The 26,594-nt window shown below is 53.9% G+C and carries 24 protein-coding genes; 14 read left to right on the top strand and 10 right to left on the bottom strand.

What is annotated here, in order from left to right:
• Positions 1-51 precede the first annotated feature (51 nt).
• The 6 genes from ACONT6_RS12430 to ACONT6_RS12405 all read left to right on the top strand — a co-directional run bounded on the left by ACONT6_RS12430 (position 52) and on the right by ACONT6_RS12405 (position 4,226).
• Positions 52-621 (top strand): hypothetical protein, encoded by a 570-nt coding sequence (locus tag ACONT6_RS12430; protein ID WP_428818813.1) that lies wholly within the window; start codon positions 52-54, stop codon positions 619-621.
• 257 nt (positions 622-878) lie between these two features.
• The gene (locus ACONT6_RS12425; protein ID WP_428818812.1) at positions 879-1,610 is read left to right on the top strand and encodes an AHH domain-containing protein; all 732 of its coding nucleotides are present in this window, start codon (positions 879-881) and stop codon (positions 1,608-1,610) included.
• Positions 1,600-2,184: a hypothetical protein gene (locus ACONT6_RS12420; RefSeq protein ID WP_428818811.1), complete on the top strand. Its 585-nt coding sequence runs from the start codon at positions 1,600-1,602 to the stop codon at positions 2,182-2,184. Before ACONT6_RS12425 ends, ACONT6_RS12420 begins: the two co-directional genes overlap by 11 nt.
• 350 nt (positions 2,185-2,534) lie before the next feature.
• Positions 2,535-3,311, top strand: a complete 777-nt coding sequence (locus tag ACONT6_RS12415) for a TIGR04255 family protein (RefSeq protein WP_428818810.1) — start codon at positions 2,535-2,537, stop codon at positions 3,309-3,311.
• A gap of 9 nt (positions 3,312-3,320) precedes the next feature.
• On the top strand, positions 3,321-3,668 hold the full coding sequence (locus tag ACONT6_RS12410) for a hypothetical protein (RefSeq protein ID WP_428818809.1): 348 nt from the start codon (positions 3,321-3,323) through the stop codon (positions 3,666-3,668).
• 3 nt (positions 3,669-3,671) lie between these two features.
• Positions 3,672-4,226: a hypothetical protein gene (locus ACONT6_RS12405; protein WP_428818808.1), complete on the top strand. Its 555-nt coding sequence runs from the start codon at positions 3,672-3,674 to the stop codon at positions 4,224-4,226.
• Between the two features lie 132 nt (positions 4,227-4,358).
• Here the strand turns inward: ACONT6_RS12405 and ACONT6_RS12400 are convergent, their stop codons facing one another.
• Positions 4,359-5,633 (bottom strand): tyrosine-type recombinase/integrase, encoded by a 1,275-nt coding sequence (locus ACONT6_RS12400; RefSeq protein WP_428818807.1) that lies wholly within the window; start codon positions 5,631-5,633, stop codon positions 4,359-4,361.
• A gap of 272 nt (positions 5,634-5,905) precedes the next feature.
• Entirely contained in the window at positions 5,906-6,712 is an 807-nt protein-coding gene (locus ACONT6_RS12395) for a S1/P1 nuclease (protein ID WP_428818806.1), read from the bottom strand.
• 474 nt (positions 6,713-7,186) lie between these two features.
• Between ACONT6_RS12395 and ACONT6_RS12390 the strand changes: the two genes are divergently transcribed.
• Both ACONT6_RS12390 and ushA read left to right on the top strand, forming a co-directional pair.
• Positions 7,187-10,324, top strand: a complete 3,138-nt coding sequence (locus ACONT6_RS12390) for a TonB-dependent receptor (protein WP_428818805.1) — start codon at positions 7,187-7,189, stop codon at positions 10,322-10,324.
• Positions 10,325-10,459: 135 nt separating this feature from the next.
• Positions 10,460-12,055: a bifunctional UDP-sugar hydrolase/5'-nucleotidase UshA gene (gene ushA / locus ACONT6_RS12385; RefSeq protein ID WP_428818804.1), complete on the top strand. Its 1,596-nt coding sequence runs from the start codon at positions 10,460-10,462 to the stop codon at positions 12,053-12,055.
• Between the two features lie 61 nt (positions 12,056-12,116).
• On the opposite strand, the gene ACONT6_RS12380 is transcribed toward ushA, so the two are convergent.
• Entirely contained in the window at positions 12,117-13,532 is a 1,416-nt protein-coding gene (locus tag ACONT6_RS12380) for an AtzE family amidohydrolase (protein ID WP_428818803.1), read from the bottom strand.
• Positions 13,532-13,762, bottom strand: coding sequence for a DUF4089 domain-containing protein (locus ACONT6_RS12375; RefSeq protein WP_428818802.1), 231 nt, complete (start codon positions 13,760-13,762; stop codon positions 13,532-13,534). Before ACONT6_RS12375 ends, ACONT6_RS12380 begins: the two co-directional genes overlap by 1 nt.
• 100 nt (positions 13,763-13,862) lie before the next feature.
• Here ACONT6_RS12375 and ACONT6_RS12370 point away from each other — a divergent pair, with 100 nt between their 5' ends.
• Positions 13,863-15,224 (top strand): uracil-xanthine permease family protein, encoded by a 1,362-nt coding sequence (locus ACONT6_RS12370; RefSeq protein ID WP_428818801.1) that lies wholly within the window; start codon positions 13,863-13,865, stop codon positions 15,222-15,224.
• Between the two features lie 3 nt (positions 15,225-15,227).
• On the opposite strand, the gene ACONT6_RS12365 is transcribed toward ACONT6_RS12370, so the two are convergent.
• Together ACONT6_RS12365 and puuE are read right to left on the bottom strand one after the other, a co-directional pair.
• Positions 15,228-15,521, bottom strand: a complete 294-nt coding sequence (locus ACONT6_RS12365; protein WP_428818800.1) for a DUF1330 domain-containing protein — start codon at positions 15,519-15,521, stop codon at positions 15,228-15,230.
• A 49-nt stretch (positions 15,522-15,570) separates the two neighbouring features.
• On the bottom strand, positions 15,571-16,488 hold the full coding sequence (gene puuE, locus ACONT6_RS12360; protein ID WP_428818799.1) for an allantoinase PuuE: 918 nt from the start codon (positions 16,486-16,488) through the stop codon (positions 15,571-15,573).
• A 376-nt stretch (positions 16,489-16,864) separates the two neighbouring features.
• Here puuE and ACONT6_RS12355 point away from each other — a divergent pair, with 376 nt between their 5' ends.
• The 5 genes from ACONT6_RS12355 (at position 16,865) to ACONT6_RS12335 (ending at position 22,786) form a co-directional block, all read left to right on the top strand.
• Entirely contained in the window at positions 16,865-18,418 is a 1,554-nt protein-coding gene (locus tag ACONT6_RS12355) for a gamma-glutamyltransferase family protein (RefSeq protein WP_428818798.1), read from the top strand.
• Between the two features lie 32 nt (positions 18,419-18,450).
• Positions 18,451-19,263: a sulfite exporter TauE/SafE family protein gene (locus ACONT6_RS12350; RefSeq protein ID WP_428818797.1), complete on the top strand. Its 813-nt coding sequence runs from the start codon at positions 18,451-18,453 to the stop codon at positions 19,261-19,263.
• 112 nt (positions 19,264-19,375) lie between these two features.
• On the top strand, positions 19,376-20,512 hold the full coding sequence (locus ACONT6_RS12345) for a pyridoxal-phosphate-dependent aminotransferase family protein (protein ID WP_428818796.1): 1,137 nt from the start codon (positions 19,376-19,378) through the stop codon (positions 20,510-20,512).
• A gap of 34 nt (positions 20,513-20,546) precedes the next feature.
• Positions 20,547-21,569 carry an adenosine deaminase gene (locus ACONT6_RS12340; RefSeq protein ID WP_428818795.1) on the top strand — a complete coding sequence of 341 codons (1,023 nt, stop codon included), beginning with the start codon at positions 20,547-20,549 and terminating at the stop codon, positions 21,567-21,569.
• On the top strand, positions 21,566-22,786 hold the full coding sequence (locus tag ACONT6_RS12335) for an allantoate amidohydrolase (protein WP_428818794.1): 1,221 nt from the start codon (positions 21,566-21,568) through the stop codon (positions 22,784-22,786). The genes ACONT6_RS12340 and ACONT6_RS12335 overlap by 4 nt, the downstream gene beginning before the upstream one ends.
• An 18-nt stretch (positions 22,787-22,804) precedes the next feature.
• Here ACONT6_RS12335 and ACONT6_RS12330 read toward each other — a convergent pair whose 3' ends face one another.
• The 4 genes from ACONT6_RS12330 to ACONT6_RS12315 form a co-directional block, all read right to left on the bottom strand.
• On the bottom strand, positions 22,805-23,440 hold the full coding sequence (locus ACONT6_RS12330) for a TetR/AcrR family transcriptional regulator (protein WP_428818793.1): 636 nt from the start codon (positions 23,438-23,440) through the stop codon (positions 22,805-22,807).
• 61 nt (positions 23,441-23,501) lie between these two features.
• The gene (gene upp, locus ACONT6_RS12325) at positions 23,502-24,137 is read right to left on the bottom strand and encodes a uracil phosphoribosyltransferase (protein ID WP_428818792.1); all 636 of its coding nucleotides are present in this window, start codon (positions 24,135-24,137) and stop codon (positions 23,502-23,504) included.
• A 73-nt stretch (positions 24,138-24,210) separates the two neighbouring features.
• Positions 24,211-25,152: a cytidine deaminase gene (cdd, locus tag ACONT6_RS12320; protein WP_428818791.1), complete on the bottom strand. Its 942-nt coding sequence runs from the start codon at positions 25,150-25,152 to the stop codon at positions 24,211-24,213.
• Positions 25,153-25,183: 31 nt separating this feature from the next.
• Positions 25,184-26,392, bottom strand: a complete 1,209-nt coding sequence (locus ACONT6_RS12315; RefSeq protein ID WP_428818790.1) for a NupC/NupG family nucleoside CNT transporter — start codon at positions 26,390-26,392, stop codon at positions 25,184-25,186.
• Positions 26,393-26,594: the final 202 nt, after the last annotated feature.

Genomic DNA, 26,594 nt, shown 5'->3' with positions numbered 1-26,594 from the left:
GACTTTAATCGGCGCCAGGTGGTTAAGTACCTCTACACCGGAAATTAATCCATGAACAAAATTAATAGAAGTTTATTTCGTGCGTTTCGTTCAATCGATGATGATCTAGAGGAGGCGTTGCAACATATTTCTATTGCGGTTGATGCGCTATCCAAAGAAAAGTATCCGCATCTTGCAAAAAATGGAAAAGTTGGGCAGAGGATCAAGAAATTTATTGGTGATAATGAAGGTTTCATTATGCGTCTCTGCATGCCGAACGTGCAGGCAATATCATTTATGTACAGCATTCGCGGTACTAACTATCCGCTATCACAAGTTTTCTATAAACTAATTCGGAGTTCGCTACTTCATGGCGACGGTTTCGAGAAACACTTGGTGTTTGATTCTGGCGCGGCTCTGGGCGTTTCCAAGAAGGGAAAATTCATCGTCTCATACGCTATGGTAAATGCATTTGCTCTTGCCATTTTGACAGACCCGAAAAATTCTGATGGGGAGTTTTCGGAGCCAGTCTCGATTTACTACGGAGTGAAAGAAAATCCAGACATCATTCAGCTCGATACATATTTTGGTAAGCAGGTCGAGCTGTTGCAAAGGTTGGGGCTATCCACTAGCTTTTTGTAAAAGGGGTGTCATAACAAAACGACAGTATCTTTACCAAAAAATGTAATTGATATGATTTGAATTTTTGTATTTCCTTATTGTACTTTTTAAGAACTGAAATGTACTTGATGTTTTTTGAGATAGGAAATATAGGTTTTAAACGTTGTTAGATTAAGAATTTGCTGTTGGTGAAATCGTACCAACTAGAGATTTTTTTGATCCCTTTGTTTAGCCCCTGTAAGATTCCGTGAATTTTCACTAATCATGGATAGATTGCAATGGGAGAGCGTTTCGAGCAGCCAAGAGCCCCAGAAGCTCCACCAAAATATGCCACACCATTCGAGATGGCAGTTTACGAATATGAAAAACTGGCACACTCGTACCACAAGTCTCGTGCAGATAGTGCTCGTAAAAACGAGTCAGAGAAGTCACGGAAACAGCGTGAGGCGGAGTGGGAGGCCACCCGGTTACATCTAAAGAAAGAGCGTATTCGTTTAAAGTCAATGGCTGGTCTTCAGGCTGAACTCGATGCATACAGGGCAGAAGCGGCTGGAAAGTCTGAAATGGCACTGGCCAAAGAAAAGCATCACCCAACTAGAAAGCTTGAAAAGAATATGGCCGCAGCTGATGAACCAAAACCGAGCCCCGCTCATGTTGCCCATCATATTATTCCAGGAAAAGGCCGGTGGATTCAGGCGGCAATCCTAGATGTGCGCCTCTCTTTACACGAACATGGTGTTGGGATTAACGATCCTCTAAATGGTATCTATCTTCCCGACAATAAGGATAGCCGGCATCACTGGGCAACTCCTAAAGCACCTGTACATAAAGAGTTACATTGTTGGAACTACGAGCACTGGATTGTTGGTGCGCTACCAGACACACTTAAGAAAAACGCATTCATGAACAGGTTGTCTGTGATCAAACGGCAGCTCAGAGAAGGTACGCACCCGCCCGAAATTGTTCAAAAGAAAGATGCTAATTGGAAACCCAAATATAATGGTTTTTAAACTAAGAAATGACTATGAAACGTTTCAAGTGTTGCAGCTTGATACTATTCAAATAGTAGAACAGCTGGGTAGGGAAGACCTTTTGCGTAAGATCAAGAGGCTCACCAGTTCTAATAGCTCACCTATAGCTAGCGAGTGGGGAAAAGTTAGCTCATCCTTTGGGCCTATGAATGGTACCCAGGCAGTTAAGATACCTGATGTTTCTGTATGGAAAGGTGCAGGCTTGGTGTTCTCTGGTCAAGCATATGCCCTCTTTAAGCTCATGTTAGAACCCTTTGGGGAGTTCTTGCCTATTGAGGTAGAGGGGCATGATTTCTACTTGTTCCATATCATGGAAGAGGGGGAGGTTGATACCGAGAGTAGCTCTCGTGAAAACGATGAATTCGGTGAACCTATGACAGTCAACAATCTCGAGTTCGATAGAAATGATGTGGATGAAAAACTTTTATTTAAATCCGAGTACGAGTTTTATCAAGCTCCATTTTGTAATGAAAAATTTAAAGAGTTGTATGAAGAGTATGACTTAGAAGGATTGGTGTTTGAGGAAGATTTAGCTAGCGCTGGGTGGCGATAATAAGCTCATGTATCCGGGCTAGCACGTCGAAAGTGCTACAAGTAAAGTATTCGCTAAGTTAAGGTAGAAAGGTATCTATACGAAGGCGGACTAATCGACCGCTCCAGCTGCTGATTTTTTGAGCTGCATGCTAGGTCGTAAGCCTTCAAAATGTGACCTAGCGGTCAAAGTTGCCCATGTTTTGGCTGCTTTTTGACCTATTGGTGGCTGTATTTGTGCACTTTTGAACCAAATATATGGTGTCAGGTCAAAATTTAGCTACTACTAGATAGTAAGGATTGGTTCGCTACTGTAAGATTCGTGCGCAATTCGTCCTAAAATTCTATTTCTCAGGATTGAGATATCTATCCATGACTTGGCAGTTCGAAAATGTTTCCCCCAAAATTTATGGACGAAACCCTCTTGCATCTACTCATATTGAGCTGAGGTTTCATCCAATCACGCGAATCGGACGCCAGCAGGCAGATATCGCGATGTTTCAAGATTTGGTCCGAAAAACATTTCCCAAGTTTAAGCAGAACAATGTTAGAGGCGTTTCCATTGACCCGCTTGGGAATTTTAGTGTTCAAGATGAAATTGAATATGAATTTTCGGATGTGAAGGGAAGGAACTCGATAACGCTTAATCAGCAAATATTAAGAGTTAATAGTAGTGACCATAAAGACCGTCACGCTTTAATCGAACAGTTTTCTATAGGCATGAATGCTTTAACAGAGGTTTTTGGGGAAGTGAGTGCCTTTCGCTTGGGTGTCCGTTACGTCAACAATATTGATAAAGAGCGAATATCTTCAGATTTGAATCAGCAACTTGAGTGGGGGAGTCTCGTTTCTGGGGAATTTTTGAGTATGCCTCACGAAATTGATGATTTATCTAACACTAATTTTTTGACTGAAATTCGGTCCAACCTTGCGAATGGTGATGGGGAGATGACTTTAAGGTTCGGACTAACACAAAATCAGCAAGGTGCTAGCGATTGCTTTCGTTTTGACTTAGATCGCTATTTACACTCAGAAGAAAATATCGAGCTAACTGGAATTGAAAAAACAATAGAGTCTTTCACTCAAGATATTTATTGTCTTTTTGATAAAGTTATGGCTGAAAAATTAAAACTATGGATGGACAGTTAAGGGGTTACTGTGAGCACTTCAATTACAACACTCGCGCTTTCCGGTATAGCAGCTGCTACTGGAGCATATACTTGCCAGGTTGAAACTCCTCGAAACGAAGTAATTATTCGTTTTGTCGATCACAAATCTACAGGTGTGGGGGGCACTGTTTTTCCTGTGCCTAATAGAGCATTTGCAACAGGAGCTTCTTACTCTGCCTCTCCAGTTGAAAAGCTTGTTTCCAATTCTACAGAATATTTGCGGAATATCGGGAAAGCCATGCTGCCCATCGATAGAGAGTTAGATGAGCATGTTAGTTCTTTGATGTCGGAAGCATATTCAAAAATGCCAGTAAAACGGCTCACGCGGCGCGTATAGCTTATGGCGGGTGAGCGGTGGCCTCCAGTTTATGATGCTGAAGACCTGAAAGTTACTATCGCTAAACTCTCAAATAGCGCCGAAGTGTATAAAAACTTTTACCGTGTTCGGCCTGAGGGGCTTCCATATCAAGGCGATATTATTAGGTTGCAATCTGCCGTCCCTCTAATTTGGGATGATGGCCAAGCGGGAATCTTGGGGGAGTTTGAGTACTGGATGGTAGTGGGCAATACTTGTGATATTGATCGAAATATTGAGCAAGTGGATACCACTCAGATCGTACCAATTGTTTTTTTGGGTGGCGAAGATGTGACGGTACAGGATAGGCAGTCTTATTTAACCTACGCTTACAGCCGACAATTTTACCTTCCTCCATGGGAACAAGATGTTGATGGTTCGCTGTGCTTTGCTGACTTTACAAAGATGGTGACTATTCGAAAAACCGGCCTTGTGAAGCATGCTGACATTGTTGCTTCAATGACTATTCATAGTTGGATTTTGCTTCATTCATGCTTAGTGCGTTTTTTGGCTAGAGATGACGGTCGATTTGACGACTAATGATGATTCCCGCCTTCAAACCTTTATGTAGCTTTCGACTGTGTAGATCTCCCTATATTTAACTGCACTTTACGTGAAACTTATATTTTCCTTTCGGGGTGGCAGTATTACCTCCATGTAACTGTATGTTACCTAATCGTACTTGATTGCATCCACCACAGTAGCTACTGAGCTAATGGGGAATGTGTGCGTATAACGATCAGTGATACCAGCTCCTTTCTTCTCGTGGCCGACTACTTGTTGTATCAAAGTGTCAGCTATCCCAGCAGAGCGGGCTTTAGTGATAAATGTGTGTCTCACTGAGTGAAGCGTGATTCGCTCTCCTATGTCATTCTCCTTGTTCTTTACCATTCTTCGGAAAATGTCTGTAGCTCTGAAAGGGTGTAGAGCTGGTATTGGGAATAGCTGATCAGCTCTTGAACTGACCCAGTCCAGCAGTCCATAGGCAATCAGTTCTGGGTGTACTGGGACGCACCGGGTAGCAGCCTTGGTTTTACCCTCACTAATGACAAAGTAATGTCTTCCTGAATCTGAATCTATCTTAAAATCTTCGTTTGTCAGGCTGGCTATTTCAGATCTTCGTGCACCAGAGTAGGCGGCTATTCTGAAAAACCATTTGAACCACTCAGGTTTGCTTTCCGCCGCCTTCAGGGTGTCTCTAATTTCAGTGTCAGACATGCATGCATAGCGCTGATTTTCATACTTCCACTTGATGCCATCTGTTGGGGAAATAGAAAGTAATTCAACTTCATTCACCAAGTAGGTGCTGAACAGGCTCTGACAAAGCGCCAAATATCCTTTCACCGTTTTACCCGAAATTCGCTCTTCTATGGGAGTGTTCAGTTTTGAAAGTTGCTGTATCGGTTTATCTCGATACTTCTTAAAGTTACGTTTTGGAAGCAATGAGATTTTATGTAAGGTGTCTTTAATATCCTTCTTTGAGATGGTGTCTACGAATCGATCACCAAGGAAAAACAATAGGTCAGCAAACATATTTTCAAATGCAGACGCGGCTTTGGGTTTCCAGCTCTTCCACTGTGTGAAGTCTTCCCACGCCTTGGATAGTAGCGGTGTGGTGCTGGCTATTGGGGTTGTTTGGCTGATACTGGTCGTTGTACTACTCCGGTTAACCTGGGTAGTGGTATAGAAGCCTACTTCTGTTAAAGCTGTGCAAAGCTGGTGGAGTGCCTGACGTTCTCTACAGCGCTTGATCTGTTGAATGATGGGGATTACTCCACTGACCAGACAAACAGCCTCAGAATAGCTATCAGTGCGTAGGGTGCGCCTTAGCTCCTTCGGTAAGTGGGGTAAGGCAGTCTGTACATGGGTTGGGAAGATATAGCGGAATGTATAGCCGCCACCACGTTTTAGGATATAGGGGAACTTGCGGCTCGGTTTTTGTGCCATTTGGGTTGTCTCCAATAAGCATGTAATTTGTAACCTATTGAAAACATTGAAATTTTAGGCTGGTGTTCCTGTGCAATCCCTGGTCAATTAACTGGGATATGAACGACGGTGGTATTTTCTCCGGACCCGTGGGTAGCCATGTGCACAACCTGCCCTGAGTGGTGCCGACACACGTATCCGTAAGTTGTTTTTGAAACAAAAAATCCCCGCACCGGCAGTCCCGGTGCGGGGATTTTTTTTGCTGGCAGTTTGCTGGCCAATCGCGCTTGCTATTAATGGGTGCCTAATGCCCGATTGAGCAGACCAGCCAACCTTACGCCGCCCTGCTGCAGGCGCTGTTCGACCACTTTACGGTTGTTCTGGTAGTAATCTTCTCCGAGATTCGCTTTGTCGGTGTAAGCATTGTTGTGTGCCAGGTGGTGTGACTCTTCGGTCCAGATGAGCTTGTCACTGCTTTGCCAGGCTGTGCGTTGAATGTCAGTGATGTTGCCCTGCTGCTGATGGGCGTAGTTTTTCCAGTCTTCGACAAAGCCTGCGGGCAGGTAGACGTCCCAGAGTGCGTGCAGGTTGGTTGGAAAGCCGAAGAAGCGCACCTCTATGTCATTGCCGCCGCGGTCATCCCGAAGCCCCGTGTGCATCGGCTGGTGCAGATCTCCCACAAAGTGGATCACAAACAGCAGTGCCTGTGCGCGCTCGTCCTGAGTGGCCCTGGGATTGCTTAAGGTCTCTTCATACTTCTCCAGAGCTTTCACAATGCAGCCGGCGGGCGGGCAGTCCCTGGCCTCTACATAACCGTGCCACTCGTGTGGCAGATTGATGTAATGCAGAGGTGCGCTCCACTTGTATTGCTCCTCACGGCGAACGCGGTCGGCCCAGGTGCTGGCTTCTGCAAGCCCCGGCTCACCGGCGATTTTCAGCAGCTTTTTTACTTCAGTTTTTACTTCCGGTTGCAGGTAGGTCCAGGCAATTTCGCCCACAATCTGGTGGCCGTTTTCCCCCCACGCCAGGGCATTGCTGGTGACCAGGAGTAGGGAAAGATAGAGGAATAAACCGGCCAGAATACGTTTCTCGGACTTCACTTTGCGCCCCTGTTGTCGTTATTGGAATCTCTATATTACCCATATCTCTATTGAAAGTTGAACAGTAGGACAGGTTTTGTTTGGCGTGAACGCTTTTGATGCATCGCCGGTTATCCGCTGATCACACTGCCCGAAATTGGTGCTGCCTGACCTCGAAAACAGGGGAGTAAGGCTGACGATTCAGAGAAATAGCATGTTGATTTCACGTCTGACCGTGGCCGTGTAACCGATCTCTATGGTTGGTGATTTCAACCTAACCACTTGGACAGGTTTTGGCACGATAGTTGCTGTTTTTTCCTATGTTGTCCTTTTGGTCAACATTCGAGAGATTTTAATGTCGGTGTCATATTTCTCCCTGAGAATCACAACGCATCGACCTCCGTCAGCAACCTGTTATGACGGATACGGATAACGATAAGCATCAATTACAACGACGGTCGTTGTTTCAGGCCATCTGACAATGAGGAGAACTTCATGAAACGCAGCCTTTTTCCGCATGGGCTCTTGTCTGCCGCGGTGATTTCGGCGATGGGCTTGGCGCCCCTCGCTTCAGCGCAAGAAACCAGTACCGCCATTCGCGGTGTAGTGACCGGTGCCAGTGGCCAACCGGTAGACGATGCCAAAATCATCGCCATTCATACCCCTTCCAACAGCCGTCGTGAAATTCTTTCCAGTGAGTCCGGTCGTTTCAGCCTGAATGGCCTGCGCGTGGGCGGTCCCTACACCATTCGTGTGGAGTCGGAAGAGGGTGAAGAGGTCCTGAATGATATCTACCTGAGTCTGGGATCAGCCCTGACCCTGCCCATCAGCCTGGGTGAGTCAGGTGTCGAGCTGAGCGCGATAGAAGAAGTGGTGGTGGTTGCCGATGCGCAGGTTTACAACAATCGTGGATCCAGTGGCGTATTCGGGGAAGACCAGATTGCCAACGCAGCAACCTTCAACCGCGACCTGAAAGATGTGGTGCGCTCAAACCCGTTGGCTGTGGTCAGCCCGGATGGTGTTGAGCTCAGCGTCGCTGGCTCGAACCCCAAGTACAACTCGCTGACCATCGATAGTGTGGGTATCAACGATACCTTTGGTCTGGCCTCCAATGGCTACCCCAATGCCCGTCCGCCGATCTCGCTGGGCGCAGTGGAGCAGATATCCATTGAGTACGCTCCGTTTGACGCGCGCAAGGGCAACTTCTCCGGTGGTAATATCAATGCTGTTACCAAATCCGGTACCAATGAATTTCACGGCAGTGCTTTCTTTGAGTCCGTGCCCTGGGCCGGGACTGCAAAGGACGACAAGCTGTCCGATGACGGCTCGGTAACCGAGTACAACATCGATAATGAAGAAGAAACCTACGGTGCTACTTTCAGTGGCCCGCTGATCCAGGACAAGCTGTTTTTCTTTTCCTCCTATGAAAGCTGGGAAGAGGAGGTCGCGTTCGACTACAACCTGGATACATTGGCAAACCACGATGTCTCCCCTGAAGACGTGTCTCGTGTACTGGGTATCATGGAAGACGTTTATGGTGTGAGTGACTCCGTGGGCGCCGCACCATCGCCCGACAGCGACGAGAAATTCCTGGTCAAACTGGACTGGAATATCAACGATTATCACCGTGCGGACTTCAGCTACAGTAACCAGGAAACTCGTTCTGCGCGCAATTACACCCAGGACGAGGGTACCCTGAACCTGTCTTCCAACCTGTGGACCATGGCTCAGGACAACACCTATTACACCTCGCATCTGTTCTCCGACTGGAGTGACGTATTCAGTACCGAGGTCAACCTCTCTTACAAGGAATATGAGCAGGCTTCCCTGACCAACTCTAACTGGGGTGAGGTCAATATCCGTACCGGTAGCGGCAATATCGTTGCGGGCCAGGATGAAAACCGTCATGCCAACGTACTGGCCAATGAGGTATGGAATTTCGGTGTACACGGCACCTATCTCGCTGACAATGCCCAGTATCGCTTCGGTGCCGAGCTCGAGGATACCTGGAACTACAACCTGTATGGCCGCGACTCTGCCGGTACCTGGGGCTTCGACAGCATTGACGATTTTGAAAACCGTATCGCTTCCAGCCTGGAGTATGGCAACGCTTACACCAACGACATTCAGGATATTGCCTATGACGTTAGCAGCACCAAATACTCCCTGTACGGCGACGTAACCCTGGAGCCATTTGCCAACTTCGAACTGGTTGCGGGCCTGCGCTACGAGACCCTGAATATTGATAACGCGCCCAGTGCCAACAGTAATTTTGAGGAAACCTACGGTTATTCCAATACCGAAAACCTCGACGGTCGGGATATCTGGCTGCCACGGGTTGGTTTCACCTGGGATCTGCGTGACGATCTGACGCTGCGTGGTGGCGTGGGCCGTTTCAGTGGCGGCATGCCGCTGGTATGGGTATCCAACGCCTACACCAATGACGGTACCACCAAGGACGCGACCTACCTCACTGATCTCGATCCCAGTATTGTGGACTTCACCAGTGTTCCCCAGGTGGCCATGAATGACCTGGCACCGGGTGCCGGTAGTACCAACAGCATTGATCCGGATTTCGAGCTGCCGTCCGACTGGCGTTACCAGCTGGGAGTGGATTATATCTTCGATATTCCCGGGCTCGGCACCGATTTCGCCTGGACCAATGAGCTTACCTATGTAGATCGTGAAGACTCAGTCTATTGGCGCGACCTGTCTCGTGTAGACAACGGCAAACGGGTCGGCGACCGCATTATCTGGGACAACATTTATGACGGCACCGAGTTCGAGGGCAATTACGACCTGGAGCTTACCAATGTGGATAACGGTGGCCGCAGCATTATCTGGACTACCGCTCTGGACAAGGCCTTCGACAACGGGTTGTCTTTCAATCTGTCCTATACCCACCAGGACATCACCGAAGTTAACCCGGGCACCAGCTCCACTGCGGAATCCAACTACCAGTACGAAGTGGTGGAAAACCGTGGCGAGCCGCTGGAAGGCACTGCGTACTATGAAATTGAGCACCGCTTTGTACTGAACCTGGGCTATCGCACCGAGTTTGTTCAGGGCTACGCCACCAATTTCAATCTGTTTGTCGAGCGTCGTTCCGGTCGTCCCTTCTCCTATACCCTGGACGCCTACCGGGATGCGGATTTCGGTGATCAGCCAAGCTTTGATGATTCCGATGTCTATCTGGCTTACATTCCGTCCGGCGCCGACGATCCCAATGTGGACTTCGAAAACGGTCTCAGCTATGACGAAATCATGGCGATTGCCGAGCAGGCTGGTGTCGCCGGGTCCGCTGGTGGTTTTACCGACAAGTATTCCAAGAATATGCCCTGGGTCACCACCATGGACCTGGCGATCACCCAGGAAGTCCCCGGCTTTATGCCGGACCACCGCGGTCTGGTCTATCTCACCGTCGACAATTTTGCCAACCTGTTGAACGACGACTGGGGCAAGGTTTACGACCTCGAGTTTCCGCAGCAAAGGCTGTTTGATTACGACGTCAATGACCAGGGGCAATACGTATACGGCGAGCCCTACGGTGGTCTGAATACCGACAACTACAGCCGTTTCCGAACAGAGCAATCTGCGTGGCGAGTGAAGCTGGGACTGAAATACAATTTCTGATTTTCGGCATCCGTAGTCGTTTCAAGCCGGCGTATCTGCGCCGGCTTTTTTTGCATGAATACCCCGGGTTTGCGCAGCGTCAGCTCCGCAAAAGAACCGTGTAAGAAAACTCATACAAACCATGCCGGAGTTACCATGGCTAAACAGAAATCAAATTCGCAAGGCATACGTTTTTACACAACTCTGCTGGTAGCGCTGCTATTGATTTCCGGCTGTCAGCCGGAAACGCCTGCAGCCCGGATGGACGAGCCTGTCCGTCTGACCCTGCTGCACACCAACGACAACCACGGTCGCTTCTGGCACAACAGCGATGGTGAATACGGCATGGCCGCGCGCAAGGCCCTGGTCGACCAGATCCGTGCGGAAGTCACAGCAGATGGTGGCTATACGCTCTTGTTGTCCGGCGGCGATGTCAATACCGGTGTGCCGGAGTCGGATATGCAGGACGCGGAGCCGGACTTCAAAGGCATGAGCCGTATGGGCTACGACGCCATGGCCGTGGGCAACCATGAATTTGACAATCCGCTCGAAGTGATCAGAAAACAGCAGGAGTGGTCAAGTTTCGACTTTCTGTCGGCGAACACCTACGCAGCTGATGGCGAGCGCTTGTTCAAGCCCTACAAAATTTTTGACAAGGGTGGCAAGCGCATCGCAGTTGTCGGCCTGATTACCCAGTCCACCGAATATATCGGCAACCCGGAACACGTAGAGGGACTCGACTTTATTCTGCCGGAACAGGAAATGGCAACGTTATTGCCCGAGCTCCAGGACAAAGCCGATGTGGTCATCGCACTTACCCATATGGGGCACGATATCAATGACACTGGCACCGATGTTGCTCTTGCCAAAGCTGTAGATGGTATTGATCTCATTGTGGGTGGCCACTCCCAGCAGCCGGTGTGCACGGATAAAGAGGGAGATGTGATCAGGGATTACCAGCCGGGCACACCCTGCAAACCCGACTTCGAAAACGACACCTGGATCATGCAGGCGCATGAGTGGGGTAAATACGTCGGGCGTGCGGATCTTGTTATCGACAAGGACTCCGTAGAACTGGTGGACTACCAGTTGATCCCCGTCAATCTGAAAGCAGGGAAGGGCGATGAGCCGGAAACGGTTCTAGCCAGTATTACTCCGGATGCGGAGTTGCAGTCTTTTTTGCAGGGCTTCCAGGACAAAGGCGGTGAGGCTTTGAGCGAAGTTATCACTCGCGCGGAAAAAACCTTTGATCGCCGCGACAGACGTGAACCTTACAATGTGAGCCCGCTGGGGAGCCTGATTACCCGGGCTTTCATACAGTATTCCCGCGCGGATATTGCTATCACCAACAGTGGTGGTATTCGGGACAACCTGTATGAAGGTGACGTTACCGTCAAATCGCTGATGCAGGTAATGCCGTTTGCCAACACCATTGGTTATGTGGATCTGAATGGCAAGGAGTTGCAGCAGTACTTTGAGGCCATTGGGCTGTCCGGCGGAAACCGCCGCGGTATACAGTTTTCCGGCATGTCTTTTAACGGCGATGGGGATATTGTTGTTGGTGTTGAAAACCAGCTCCTGAACCCTGAAAAGGTTTACCGGCTTGCCACCAACAGTTTCCTTGCCGCAGGAGGCGATGGTTATCCGCCTCTGCTGGATAAGCCTACCTATGTAAATAGTGGGGTAGTGGATTTCACGGCGGTACAGGAATTGTTGGCCGGACGTGAGAGCATATCGCCGGCAGAGTTTTGAACTCAAAAAAATGAGTGACGCTGAAAAGAGGCCCCGTCAATGAGCGGGGCCTCTTCGTTTTTCAGTCAGTAAAATGTTCTTGTATGACGCCCGGTTGGAGTGCAGCGAAGCCGCGTTCTTCCAGCGCATGGGCGACCCGTAAACACAGATCCTCTCGCCAGGGTGCCGCTATTATCTGTACGCCGATGGGCAAGCCACTTTCTTCATCTAATGTCGGTACCACGCAACTTGGCAGACCGGCGGCGGAGATAGGCTGGGTGAAGTAACCCAGATTGGGGCGCAAGGGTTGTGCCTCGCCGCGGATAGTCAGGGTTTTCTCGCCCATGCGCGGTGCCACGCACGGGGTTGCCGCGGCGACGATGATATCCACATCGCGAAATACCTCGCGCGCTTTTTCCGCATACCAGTGACGCACCTGTTGTGCCCGGGCATACCAGGTTGCCGGCAGCATGCCACCGGCGATAAACCGGTCGCGGGTGTCCGGGTCAAAATCCTGTGGTCTTGTGCGCAGCCGCGGCAAATGCAGCCGACTACCCTCGACATTGGTAATCAGGTAAGCCGCAGAGCGCCCCTCCAGGGTACCCGGTAACTCTATCTGGGCGGTGCAATCCAGAGCCCTGCATATCTTGTCCACTGCGCGGGCAGCCTGGGGGTATTCCTCCAGGGAAAAATAGCCTGCGGCACGAGCGATCCGCAGGCCCTCCACGCCTTTTTTCAATGTTTCAGCAGAATTTATTGTTGGCCGGTCCGCGCAGGCATGGTCACTGTTGCTGTAGCCCTGCATGGCATCGAAAGCGAGCGCCAGATCGTGGCTGCTACGCGCCATGGGGCCAAGGTGATCAAGGCTGTCGCTAAAGGGGTAGGTACCACTGCGAGGGAGGCGACCATACGTGGGCTTGAGGCCAAAAATACCGCAAAAAGAAGACGGCACGCGGATGGAGCCGTTGGTGTCAGATCCCAGGGCCAGCGGCACCAGGCCGCCGCCCACCGCACTGCCGGAACCGGAGGACGAGCCTCCACTCATATGGGCGGTATTCCAGGGGTTGGCGCAGTTACCATAGTGCGCGTTCTCTCCGGTAAAGTCGTAGGCGTATTCTCCCATTCCCAGCGCGCCAAGCAGTATTGCACCTTGTTCTTCCAGACGGCGGATCAATAGCGCGTCCTCCCGTGCCGGCGTATCGGCGATATTGATCGCCGAACCGGCGAGGGTAGGGAGGTCGCGGATATCGAACAGGTTTTTTACCGCGAAGGGTACTCCGGTGAGGGGGCTCGGGTTTTTACCCAGTGCCAGTTGAGCATCGATATCTGCCGCCTTTGCTGTTGCCCGCTCTGCGAGCACGGCGGTAAAGGCATTCAGGGTTGGGTTTCTCTGTGCGATATGCGCGAGAAAAGATTCCACCACTTTACTCGCTGTAAAGCGGCCAGTGCTGACACCAGCGGCGATTTCACTGGCGCTGGAGAAAAGAGGATCCTTCACTATGCATCCTCCGTGGCCGCGTTCCATCGACCCTTGCCCGGTTCGAACACACCTGCCAGTTCCAGGGTGTTCCGGTCCAAATCAGCTGCCTCCACGATATCGGCCATCCGCGCAGCGTTGGCCAGGTGCAGGCATACACCGGCTTTCCATTCCTCGCGTATGGGAATACCCATCGTTGACTGCATCAGTTCCAGGTAAGCCTGTGGATCGAGGTTATTTTCATTACTCATGATGTCATCCTTATCCGTAGAAATGCTGTTCTTCGATAAATAGTACGTGGCATGGCTCTTGCTCTCGTTTAGTCAGAAGACTTAATAAAAGAGATAAAACATGAAACACATCGCCATCCATTTTGATGCGCGCCCGCCGCTACCAGCTTCGCTGTTGATTGCTTTGCAGCACCTGCTGGCCGTGTTTGGCGCGGTGATCGCGCCACCGCTGATCCTCGCTCACGGAATGCAGCTGGCGGAGGCGGATACCGCCTATCTGGTTTCGGCGTCTCTGTTTATCTCCGGTATTGCCACGTTTATCCAGATTCATCGCCTGGGACCACTGGGTTCCGGCTTGCTCAGTATCCAGGGCACCAGCTTTACTTTTATCGGCCCGATACTGGCTGTTTACTTCCTTCTGCTGGAAAACCACGCTCCGCAGCAAGCCCTTGGTATCGTATTGGGCAGTTGCGCAGTGTGCGCGCTGGTTATCGGCATCTGCGCGCGCTTCGTACAGCGTTTGCGCTTATTGATTTCAACCAATGTCACCGGTACTGCGGTGATTCTGATTGGTGCCACTTTGGTGTACACCACACTGCAAAATTTGTGGCGGGAGTTCGCGGCTTTTGAGCAGGCCGGTGACGCCCCCTGGTTGGTGCCACTGCTGGCGATCGCGGTATTCGGTGTCACCCTGTTTTTATCTCGCCAGCGCAATCGCTATCTGCGTATCGCCAGTATTACTATTGGTCTTCTGGTAGCTTTTACGATTGCTCTACTATTTGATCTGGTGGATTTCTCAGGATTGGGAGATCTCGATCCGCTCTTTATGCCCGACTTCAATCACTTTCCCCTGGCCGTGGATTTCGGTGTCGTGGCGGTGCTGCTGCCGGTATTTTTTATTTCCTCGGTAGAGACCCTGGGCGACCTGACCGCCACCAGCCGCCTGTCTTCTATCGAAGTGGGGTCTGATAACTATTGGCAGCGTGTACGCGGTGGCCTGAGTGGCGATGCCTTTAATTCTTTTCTTGCCGCCCTGTTTGGTAGCTTTCCCAATACTTCCTTTAGCCAGAATAATGGCGTTATTCGTCTGACTGGGGTGTGTAGCCCGTATATCGGACGCTTTGTGGCAGTGTTTTTGTGTCTACTTGGTGCTTCGCCGCTGGTAGCGGGACTGTTTATCGCCATTCCTCCTGCACTGGTGTACGGCGCCACCCTGCTGATGTTTTTCCTGGTGCTGCTGGCGGGGATCGACATTGTTAATGCCGGCGACAGCCGCGTGAAGAGTTGGCCATTGGTACTCGCTGCAGTCGCCGGCGGCGTTATTGTGTCGCTGCTGGCCCGGGATCTGCCGTTTCTTCCGGCGCGGCTCGCGGCGCTACTGCAATTTCCCATTTCCACCGGCGCGGTGATTGCGCTGTTGATCGAGGCAACTCGCCGTCTACTGCCCGCCGCGGCCGGTGCGGCAACCAACTCGGAAGTCTAGAAATCAATTTACCCCGTCACACAGCAACATGTCGCACTGGTAGCTGTTCTCCCGGCGCATGTTGTGGATATCCACAAGTGCGGGGTCTGTTAGCCAGGCCTGAGCCTTTTCCCGGCTGGGATACTCCATGATCACTATGCGTTCGGAAACCCAGTCGCCGTCGAGGGTCTGTGGTTTGCCACCGCGCACGAGATAGCGGCCATTGTAGTGGGCGACTGATGGGGTGATCAGCTCGATATATCGGCTGTACTCTGCGGGATTCCTGACTTTGATATCCACGATGACGAATGCGCTCACGCTACTCTCCTTTTTTGACTGAATTGTTTAGCTGGACGGTTTCGCCTGGCTACTTAGCGCTATTTTCTGGATGATGGTGCTTGTGCCAGTGGCGGGCGATTTCCTCGCGCCGGCAAACCCAGACTCCGGATTTCTCCCGGATATACTGCAGGAAACGTTTCAGTCCCTGCAGGCGGCCCGGGCGGCCAATGATGCGACAGTGCAGCCCCACACTCAGCATCTTGGGATGGCTGATACCTTCCTCGTAGAGTGTGTCGAAAGAATCCTTCAGATAAGTGAAAAACTGCTCGCCGGTATGAAACCCCTGAGCAGTGGCAAAACGCATATCGTTGCTGTCCAGGGTATAGGGAACCACCAGATGGGGGCCCTGGCACCCATCCGTCCAGTAAGGCAGATCGTCCGCGTAGGAATCGGCGTCGTAAAGGAAGCCGCCCTGTTCCTGAATCAGGCGGCGGGTGTTGGGGCTGTCGCGCCCGGTGTACCAGCCCAGTGGACGGCTGCCGGTTACCCGTTGGTGTACCTCTATCGCCCGCACAATCTGTTCACGCTCTTCTTCCTCGGGCATAAACTGGTGGTCGATCCAGCGATAGCCATGGCTGGCGATTTCCCATTCCGCTCTCAGCATCGCTTCTACCACCTGTGGGTTGCGCTCCAGCGCCATGGCGACGCCGTACACGGTGACCGGAAAATCAAACTCCTGAAACAGCCGCCACAACCGCCAGAAACCGGCGCGACTGCCGTACTCGTATAGAGATTCCATGCTCATGTGGCGCATGGGGTAGGCTTGGGCACCAATAATTTCTGAAAGAAAGGTTTCCGAGCGCTCATCGCCGTGCAGCACACAGTTCTCTGCGCCTTCCTCATAATTGATAACAAACTGTACCGCGACACGGGCATTGCCCGGCCAGCGTACTTGCGGTGGCTCGGCACCGTAGCCAATCAGGTCACGCGGGTAAGGGGTGTTCATGGGCGCTCCATTTGCACATTTATGCCGTTTGCGAGAATAATGCAAAAAGCTGACCAGATAGATAAGTTTTATTTTGGTTGTAGCCGCGGTGTAAACGTAACGCTCAGTTGCACCTGTGGGGTATGGATCCGAGCGCGGTGCAACATAGCTGTGCATGCCGGGATCCCGATGCTTTCTGCTGGTGCGTCCCGTTGCTTGGGAATCGGTTTAATTGCGACACCCAGCGCTCGCCAAAGTGGCATCAGCGCTGAGGCTTTTAAAAAATTAACCGATTGGACAGGAATTTGGCGCAAATGTTGCAGCCTGCTGCAGGGCGAAAACTGGTGCCGCATACGCGGCGTGGCCGCGAAACAAGAAAAACAGTCGGAAGTTATTCATGACAAACATTGCCTTTACCGCACCACATTTCAAAGCGACCGAGGCGGGAATGGGAATTCTGCGCAACGGCGGTTCCGCCGTGGACGCAATGGTAGCCGCCGCGGCTGCCATTGCCGTGCACTATCCCCATATGAACAGCCTCGGTGGCGATGGTTTCTGGCTGATCCAGCGTGAGGGGGAAGCGCCCGTGGCCATCGATGCCGCCGGTTGCGCGGCCGCGGCCATCGACCCGCAATCAGCGCCGCCCAGCCGCGGCGCCGGTGCCGCGTTCACCTCTGCCGGCACCGTGGGCGGTTGGCAGGCGGCACGTGACTACATTGGGCAGTTTACCGAGTTGCAGCCGTTGCAAGCGCTCTTTGCCGAGGCGCGTCGCGGCTGTGACGAGGGGATAGAGGTAACCGAAAGCCTGGTTGCCGCGCTGCGAAAGTGTGCGGCGGAGGGCTGTGAGGATATTCAGCAGCTTTACTACCCCGACGGCAAACTGCCTGCCGTTGGCGCGCGGCTGCGCAACCCAAACCTGGGAGCGCTTTTCGAGCGGCTGGCCACAGAGGGACTGGACAGTTTTTATCGCGGATCCCTGGCAGAGGAAATGGCTGCTGCTCTCGAAACCGCCGGAAGCCCCCTGCGGGCAACGGACTTCCACGATTACCGTGCCGAGCTGCAAATACCACTTTCTGTGGAGACGTCTCTCGCTCAGCTGTTCAACCTGGGAGCACCTACTCAGGGCGTCGCTTCGCTACTGATTCTTGCCATTTACGATCAGTTGTACCAGGAGGACTGGGACGAATTGCAGCGGGTGCATCACCTGATCGAAGCTACCAAGCAGGCGTTTCTGGTACGCGATCGCGAAGTGGCAGACCCGGTCAGTCTGAGCGATCAGTGGGAGCAGTTGTTGCAGCCGGAACATATCCGTCAGCTGGCTGCGAATATCCGCGCAGATTGTGCGCGCCCGTGGGGCAAAGTAGCGGAACCCGGCGATACCGTATGGATGGGCGCTTTGGACAGGGACGGCACTCTGGTGAGTTTTATCCAGAGTGTCTACTGGGAATTCGGATCCGGTGTGGTTTTACCGGAACTGGGCCTGGTGTGGAATAACCGAGGCCTCGGTTTTTCCCGAGATCCGGCTTCACGCAATTTTGTGGCACCGGGTAAAAAGCCTTTCCACACGTTGAACCCGGCGATGGCGAATTTCGGCGACGGTGGGCGTGCCGCCTACGGCACCATGGGTGGGGAAGGGCAGCCGCAGACCCAGGCGGCAGTGTTCGCACGCCGTTTCTACCAGGGGCTGCCACTGGCAGATGCCATTGCCGAAGGTCGCTGGCTACTGGGGCGTACCTGGGGCGAGACTTCCATGGACCTGAAAATGGAGCAGGCGCTCTATGAGCGAATCGGCCCCCAGCTCGCGGCCATGGGCCACGAGATACGACCGGTGCCACAGCATATTGAAATGATGGGCCACGCTGGGGGTATTTATATCGATGCCAGCGGCCGCGTCGAATGCGCGACAGATCCGCGCAGCGACGGCCTGGCTCTGTGTGAAACCCTGGATTAAAAGCGGATAGTTCGATGTTTGCGGAAACTCTTATGCAGTGGCTGCCGGTGATTGCCGCACTGGTATTTACCGGCATGATAGCCGGCCTGTTGGCGGGCCTGATCGGCGTTGGCGGCGGTATTGTGATTGTGCCGGTACTGTTCTTCGTCTTTCAGTGGCTGGGCGTCGGTGCGGCCACGGCCATGTCTGTGGCCACCGGCACTTCGCTGTTGATTATTGTCGCCACCAGCCTGTCTTCGGTGCGCGCGCATCACCAGCGCGGCAATGTGGACGCAGAAATCCTGAAGCGCTGGACACCGTTTGTTGCCGTGGGGGTTATCGGTGGCGTGCTGCTGGCGACCCATGGCGGCGGCGTGTTGGCGTCGGGGATTTTTGGTGCGGTGGCGCTGCTGGTGGCACTGAATATGTTGTTGCGGGCCAATGCCGCAGCGCTGGCCGAGCGCCTGCCCGGGCGTCCGGTGCAAGGGGGGATGGCCGCCGTGATCGGCTTACTGTCATCAGTGATGGGTATTGGTGCCGGTACCTTGGGAGTACCGCTGTTGACCGCGTTCAATACGCCCGCGCACCGCGCGGTGGGTACCGCCGCGGCACTGGGTTTTGTGATCGCGCTACCCGGTGCGCTGTTGATGTTGCTGTTGGGGGAGACTCCGGTGGATGCACCGGAAGCGACCTACGGCTTTATCAACCTGCCGGGCTTTGCCCTGATTGTCCCGCTGTCGGTGGCCCTGGCGCCGGTAGGCGTGTGGCTGGGCTCGCGTCTGAACGGTGCGGCGCTGAAGCGGATTTTTGCGATTTTTCTTTTTTTTAGTGGTACACGGATGATCTACCAGGCGGCAATGGGGTGAGTACACGGTGATGCAGGAATCAGACAAAGTGAATATGAAACCTTTTGTACCCCCGCCCCGGCTGTTGATGGGGCCCGGTCCCATCAGCTGTGATCCAAGGGTGCTGCGAGCTATGTCACAGCAACTGGTGGGGCAGTTTGACCCGTTCATGACCCGTTGCATGAATGAGACCATGGACCTCTATCGCGGTGTTTTCCAGACTGAAAACCGTTGGACGTTCATGGTAGACAGCACTGCCCGCGGAGGTATCGAGGCGGCACTGGTATCACTGTTGAAGCCCGGAGAGCGGGTGCTGGTACCGGTGTTCGGGCGCTTTGGCCTGCTGCTGCGGGAAATTGCCGAGCGCGCCGGCGCCGAGGTGCACTGCCTTGAGTTCGAGTGGGGGCGGGTGGCGGAACCGGAACAGGTGGCTGCGGCCATCGACAGGATCAAACCGGATCTGGTGGCGCTGGTGCAGGGGGATACTTCCACGACCATGTGTCAGCCGCTGGCGGACATCGGCCAGTTGTGCCGGGAAAAAGGGGTGCTCACCTATTGTGATGCCACGGCGTCCATCGGCGGCAATCCTTTTCTGACCGACAACTGGGGTATTTCCGTAGTCTCCGCCGGTCTGCAGAAATGTCTGGGCGGCCCCTCCGGCATCGCGCCAATTACGCTTAACGACGATGCGGTACAGCGGATCAACAGCCGTCGCCACGTGGAGGCGGGGATACGAGCGAGTCACCATCGCGACGCCGCCGGCGAGCGTATTGGCTCCAATTATTTCGACCTGGCGATGATCATGGATTACTGGGGCGAGGAGCGGCTCAATCACCACACCGAAGCCACCAGTATGCTTTATGCCGCGCGGGAGTGTGCGCGCCTGTGGCTCGAGGAGGGCGGGGAAAACGTGATCGCCCGTCATCGACGTGCCGGCGCTGCGATGGCCGCTGGCCTTGAAGCCATGGGACTTAAACTGTTCGGGGATTCGCGCCATCGTATGAACAATGTGGTCGGCGTATATATTCCGGAAGGTGTGGACGGTGAAAAGATCCGCGCGCAGTTGCTAGAGGATTTTGCCATCGAGATCGGGACCTCTTTTGGCCCGCTGCACGGGCGTATCTGGCGTATTGGCACCATGGGCTACAATGCGCGCAAAGATGCCGTTCTGCAGACCCTGGCCTGCCTGGAGCAGGTACTGATTCTGAACCGGGTAGCCGTCAATACCGGCGATGCGGTCGCGGCAGCCATGGATATCCTGGGTGCCTGATTACCCGGGCCCGGACACAGTGAGAGAAAGGATCGTGAACGAAAAAATCCATTTTGAAGACTGGCTCAGCGCCGCGCCCAAGGCGGAACTGCACCTGCATCTGGACGGCACCCTGGAAGCGGGCCGTCTATTGCAACTGGCAGAGAAAAACCGTGTGCAGTTGCCCTATAAATCGCTGGCAGAGGTAGAGGCCGCTTATCGCTTTGAAAACCTGCAAAGCTTTCTCGACCTCTACTACCTGGGTGCCTCGGTGCTGCGGGATGAAGAGGACTTCTACCATTTGATGATGGACTATCTGCAGCGTTGCCGGCAGAACAATATTGTCCACACCGAAATCATGATCGAGCCGCAGACCTACCTGCCGAACGGTATCGACTTTCCGGTATTTATGGCCGGTTTCAAGCGCGCCATCGTCGAGGCTCGTAGCAGCTGGGGACAGTCTGTACAGTTGATTTTGAGTTTTCTGCGTCACCTGCCGGAATCGGAGGCGCTGGGGGTGCTGGATCAGGCAGAGGCATATCGGGACGACTTCGTTGCCATCGGTCTCGCCAGTAGCGAGCAGGGTAACCCACCGCAAAAATTTGCCGAACTTTATCGTCGTGCCCGGGAGCGCGGTTACCGTCTTACCGCACACGCCGGTGAAGAGGGGCCGCCCGCCTTTATTTATTCCGCGCTGCAGGATTTACAGGTAGAACGCATCGACCATGGTGTTCGCTGTGTGGAAGACGACGCGCTGGTGGAATGGCTGCGCGAGCGCGGCGTGCCGCTTACGGTCTGCCCGCTGTCCAATGTGCGTCTGTGTGTGTTTCCTGAAATGGCGCAGCACAATATTTTGCAGCTGCTGGAGCGTGGGTTGATGGTAACCGTCAATTCCGATGATCCCACCTATTTCGGCGGCTACATGAACGATAACTTTATCGCGATGCACCGTGCGCTGAACCTCAACCGTAGCCAGGCTCTGCAGTTACTGCGCAACGGCTTTGAGGCCAGCTTCCTGCCCGAGGCGGAAAAGACCGCGCTGTTGAAGCAGCTCGACAATTTTGCGGAGGCCGCGTGAGTGCCGAGCGCCTGTTGCAACGCTGCGATCTGCTCGCAACCATCAGTGCCACCGAGGGTTCTATCTGTCGTACTTATCTGACGGATGAGCACCGCCACTGCAATCAGCAGGTAATGCAGTGGATGCGTGAGGCTGGAATGGAAACCCGCACCGATGCCGCGGGCAACTGTTGGGGGCACTACGCCGGCAGCGATGCGGATGGGCAAACCCTGGTGTTGGGTTCTCACCTGGATACGGTGCCGGGTGCCGGTCGTTACGACGGTATTCTCGGTGTGCTGGCCGCCATTGAAGTAGTGTCGCGCTTTCACCAGCGTGGCAAACGCTTTCCGTTTCACATTGATGTGGTTGGTTTTGCGGATGAGGAAGGCAGCCGCTTTGGCGCTACGCTGCTGGGTAGCCGCGCCGTTGCCGGCCAGTGGGATCCGGGGTTGCTGGAATTGTGCGATGCCAACGGGGTTTCCATGGCCGAGGCTTTTACCGCTTTCGGTCTGGACCCGACAATGGTTACCACAGCCTCCCGCGCCGGGGAGTCGCTACTGGGCTACTGGGAATTACATATCGAACAGGGGCCGGTGCTGGAAGAGCGAGACCTGGCGCTCGGGGTGGTGACAGCCATCGCCGGTGCGCGGCGCCTGCAGTTTACCCTGCAGGGCCGCGCCGGCCACGCGGGCACCGTGCCGATGACCATGCGCCGGGATGCGCTGCTTGCAGCGGCGGGTGCGGTGCAGCTTGTGGATGCGGTCGCGCGCCGCTGTGGCGTGGTGGCCACTGTTGGCAAAATCGAAGCGCAACCGGGATCGGTCAATGTGATTCCCGGCCGTTGTGAATTTACTCTGGACATCCGCAGTGGCGAAGACCAGCTGCGCGACCGCGCGCTGGCAGAAATCATCGAAGGTATCGAGTCCCTGTGTGATCGCTCACAGGTGGCGATGGAGTACTGTGAAATTCACAGTGCACCGGCCGTGGCCTGTGCCCCGCGGTTGCGCGAAGCCGGCAGTCGCGCTCTGGCGCGCTGTGGCCAGCCGGAGTTTTCCTTGCCAAGCGGCGCAGGTCACGATGCCATGGCCATGGTAGTCGCGACCGACGTAGGCATGTTGTTCTTACGCTGTGCGGGGGGCGTCAGCCACCATCCGGATGAATCTGTCGATGCTGGGGATGTGGCGCTGGCGCTGGATGTATTTGAGGCTGCAGTGGAGGAAACCCAAGCCGGCGGCTGAAGTTGCGGTGCCTGGGGGCTATGTCAAAACCCCGTGCAGGATCATCCGGCTCACATCCTCAATGGCCTCTTCCTGCTGCGACTTGGTCAGGCGTTTGTTGCCATTCAAAACCCGGATTTGATAATCGTAGTCGGCATAGTACTGCGTCGTAGCCCAGATCATGTTGAGCATGCTCTGTGGACTGACAGCCTGGATTTTGCCCTCGTCGATCCAGGACTGGATTCGCTGCAGCACTGTGTCATCCCACGAGACAAGCGCCTTGCGGATCTCTTTGCCCATCACCGGCCCACCCTGGATAACCTCCATCGCCCACATTTTTGAGCCTTTTGGCCGGGTAAACGAGTGTTCCATTTTTGCGCGGATATAAGACCGCAGTACTTCCCCCGGGTCCGAGGAGCGCTGAAAGATTTCTGCATCTTTCTGCCAGCCCTGCAGGACGTCCTGTAACACTACGGTATAGAGGTCCTGCTTGGTCTTGAAGTAGTAGTGCACATTGGCTTTGGGCAAGCCGGCCCTGTCGGCAATCTCCTGGGTGGAGGTGCCGTTAAAGCCTTTTTCCGAGAACAGGGCTTCTGCCGCGGCAATGATCTGGCGGGTATTTGCTTCGCGAATGCCCGACTTCCTTGCGGTGCCAGGCTTTTTATTATCGGGCATAGAGTGTCTGGTCGTACTGAACTTGGTTGCAGGTGATTCTCTCACATGCGATGCGGGGCGGCTATTTGCCGGTGCCAAACAGGCGATCCCCCGCGTCGCCAATACCCGGAAGGATATACCCTTTACTGTTGAGTTCCCTGTCCAGAGCGGCCGCATAAACCGTTACATCCGGATGTTTCTCGGCCAGTGTGGCCAGCCCCTCGGGGGACGCCAGCAGGCAAATAAAGCGGATATTCTTGGCGCCATGCTCTTTGATTTTGTCCAGCGCGGCACAGGCGGAGTGACCCGTGGCCAGCATCGGGTCAACCACCAGGCATAAACGGTTGGACAGCTGTTTGGGCGCCTTGAAGAAATACTCCACCGCTTCCAGTGTCTTGCTATCGCGGTACAGGCCGATATGGCCGACCCGGGCAGAGGGTACCAGTTCCAGCAGCCCGGACAGCAGTCCATCACCAGCACGCAAAATGGAGAACAGGCAGAGTTTTTTACCTGACAGCGTCGGAGCATCCATCTCCTCCAGCGGGGTTTCAATATTTTTACTGGTGATTGGCAGGTCCCGCGTCGCCTCGTAGCCCATCAGCAGGCTGATTTCCTTCAACAGCAGACGGAATTTTCCAGCCGTGGTGGCGCGATCGCGCATGATCGTCAGCTTGTGCTGAATCAGTGGGTGGTCGATCAAAACAAAGTTTTCGTTCATTTCACTGTGCCCTGTATTTTTCGTTTTAAGTGGGGCCGGCTAACGGGTTAGTCGCCGGGCGCTTGATGATGGGTTAATAGGCTGCGTAATACTCCAATGCAATGTCTGGCGCAAAGGAGGAGGTCAGCGTGGTGACCAGTTCCCGCTGGCTAATATCGGCTGCTTTCTCCACCAGCACGCAGCGGGCAATTTTCTGCAGACCCTCGCGCCCGCTTCCGGGGCCAAGCGCCATGCGCATATTCGATAGTGCAGCGTGTAGAGGTGACAGCCCGGGATTGTGTGCAGCATTTTCCACGTAGCTGCCGGAAAATATCAGTCCGTTTTGCAGCTGCACTGCGCAGCCGGCATGGTTTCGAGTATAGGGTGCATAGGAAAAACGCGCGGCTTTGAGGGCTTCCGTCACCAGCGCGTCGCCATTCGCGCTTTGCTCAACCTCCAGCTGCGCGGAAGTGGCGGCAATGTTCACCGCCATCATATTGCCCTCGTGACCGAGATCAGCGGGGCCGAAAGCGCCGGGCAGCAGTTCGGCAATATCTGTTTGCCGATAACGCTGACGGGTGCCCTCGGGAAACACGATCTGCAGCGGGTTGGATTCGGAAAGTTCATACAGAAACTGTCGGCAATGGCCGCAAGGGGCTGCGGACACTGCCAGGCTGGCAATGCCGGGTTCCCGGTTATTCCAGGCGCTGGCCACCGCGGCTTGCTCCGCGTGAAGGCTGAAGCAGAGGGCGCGCCCGGGGAATTCCATATTGGCCCCCAGGTAGAGCGCTGCATACCCGTTGCTATCCAGCCTTTCACCGCGCGCAACGGCACCGACAGAGTAAAGGGATACCGGTGCCACGCCGTAGGCGGCTGCCAGCGGCACCAGTCGCAGCATCAGGGCATCGACATCGAGATCCAGTGCTTCGCAGAAATGCTGCACCAAGTCTGGGCGCACTATGCCGCCGCTGGCTGTAACCTGTTCCAGTTCGGTGCGCAGTGTTTGGGGGAAGCTTGTTAGCGCTGCTTCGAGCATTGGGGAATCTTGTTGCATATTGTTGCGGGCGTTACAGGGAGGTAAAGAATCCGGCCAACGCCGCGCTCATCAGGTTGGCCAGGGTTCCGGCCATGACGGCCTTCAGTCCCATGCGAGCGATTTCCGGACGGCGCGATGGCGCAAGGCTGCCGAGGCCGCCCAGCAATATGGCAATGGAGGAAAAGTTGGCGAAGCCACACAGGGCAAAAGTCACTACGACCTGGGCGTGGGGAGAAAGCGCCTCTTTGTGATCGACAAAATCCGCGTAGGCGACAAATTCATTGAGTACCAGTTTCTGCCCGATCAGGCTGCCGGAGGTGATACTTTCTGCCCAGGGAATCCCCAGTAAATAGGCAATGGGCGAGAAAGCGGCACCGAGAATACTTTGTAGTGTCACCCCTTGCAGTCCGAACCAGCTGAAAATGCCGCCGATAGCACCGTTGACCATTGCGATTAGTGCGATAAAGGCGATTAGCATGGCGCCGATATTGACCGCCAGTTGCATGCCGCTCAGCGCGCCACTTGCGGCGGCATCGATGACATTGGCTGGCCGCTCGCCTTCATCAAAAACAATTTCCTGGGCCGTGTCCCGCAGGCCCTCCTGTTCGGGAACCATGAGCTTCGCCATCAGCAGGCCGCCGGGTGCCGCCATGAAGCTTGCTGCAATCAGGTACTTCAGGTCCACGCCCATATTGGCGTAGCCCACCAGCAGTGAGCCGGCGATGGAAGCCATCCCGCCCACCATCACCGCAAACAGTTCCGAGCGTGTCATACCGGCAATATAAGGCCGTATGATCAGGGGGGCCTCGGTCTGGCTGACGAAAATATTGGCTGTGGCGGAGAGGGATTCGGTATGGCCGGTGCCCAGTACCCGGTGAAAGAAAGTGCCAATAATCCCGACAACTTTCTGCATGATGCCCAGATAGTAGAGCACGGCCACCAGGGATGAGAAGAAAATCAGAACTGGTAGTACGTGGAAGGCGAAGATAAACCCGAGTTTTTTCTTGCCAATATCACCGAACAGAAAATTAATTCCCGTATCTGCATAGTCGATAACATGCTGTACCCCTTCTGACAGGGTGGCCAGTGCGGATTGCCCGGCGGGCACATACAGCACCAGGGCGGCGAAGCCGGCCTGTATCGCGAACGCTGCGCAGACAGTGCGTGGCTTGATGGCTCTGCGGTTTTCTGAAAACAGGATAGCGATGACTACCAGGGCAAGTATGCCAATCAAACTCATATAGGTGCCTGCTGGAGCTGCGCTGTCCCGTCGTATTCCGCTACCGGTTTGGGAGAGTAATTAGCTCGCGTTATTAATTTTTTTACTGGGACGCGATGTCTGGAAATTATCAAAGGCTGATTATCCGGTCAATTTGAAACACTTGCTCCGCGAGAAAATCATTGCGGGATCATACAGGTAAAGCTGCAAAAAGTGGACCAAC

The sequence above is a fragment of the Microbulbifer sp. MCCC 1A16149 genome (genome assembly GCF_050368945.1).
Taxonomy (GTDB): domain Bacteria; phylum Pseudomonadota; class Gammaproteobacteria; order Pseudomonadales; family Cellvibrionaceae; genus Microbulbifer.
The sequence above is the reverse complement of the archived record's forward strand: the minus strand, read 5'-3'. Positions and strand labels throughout refer to the sequence as shown.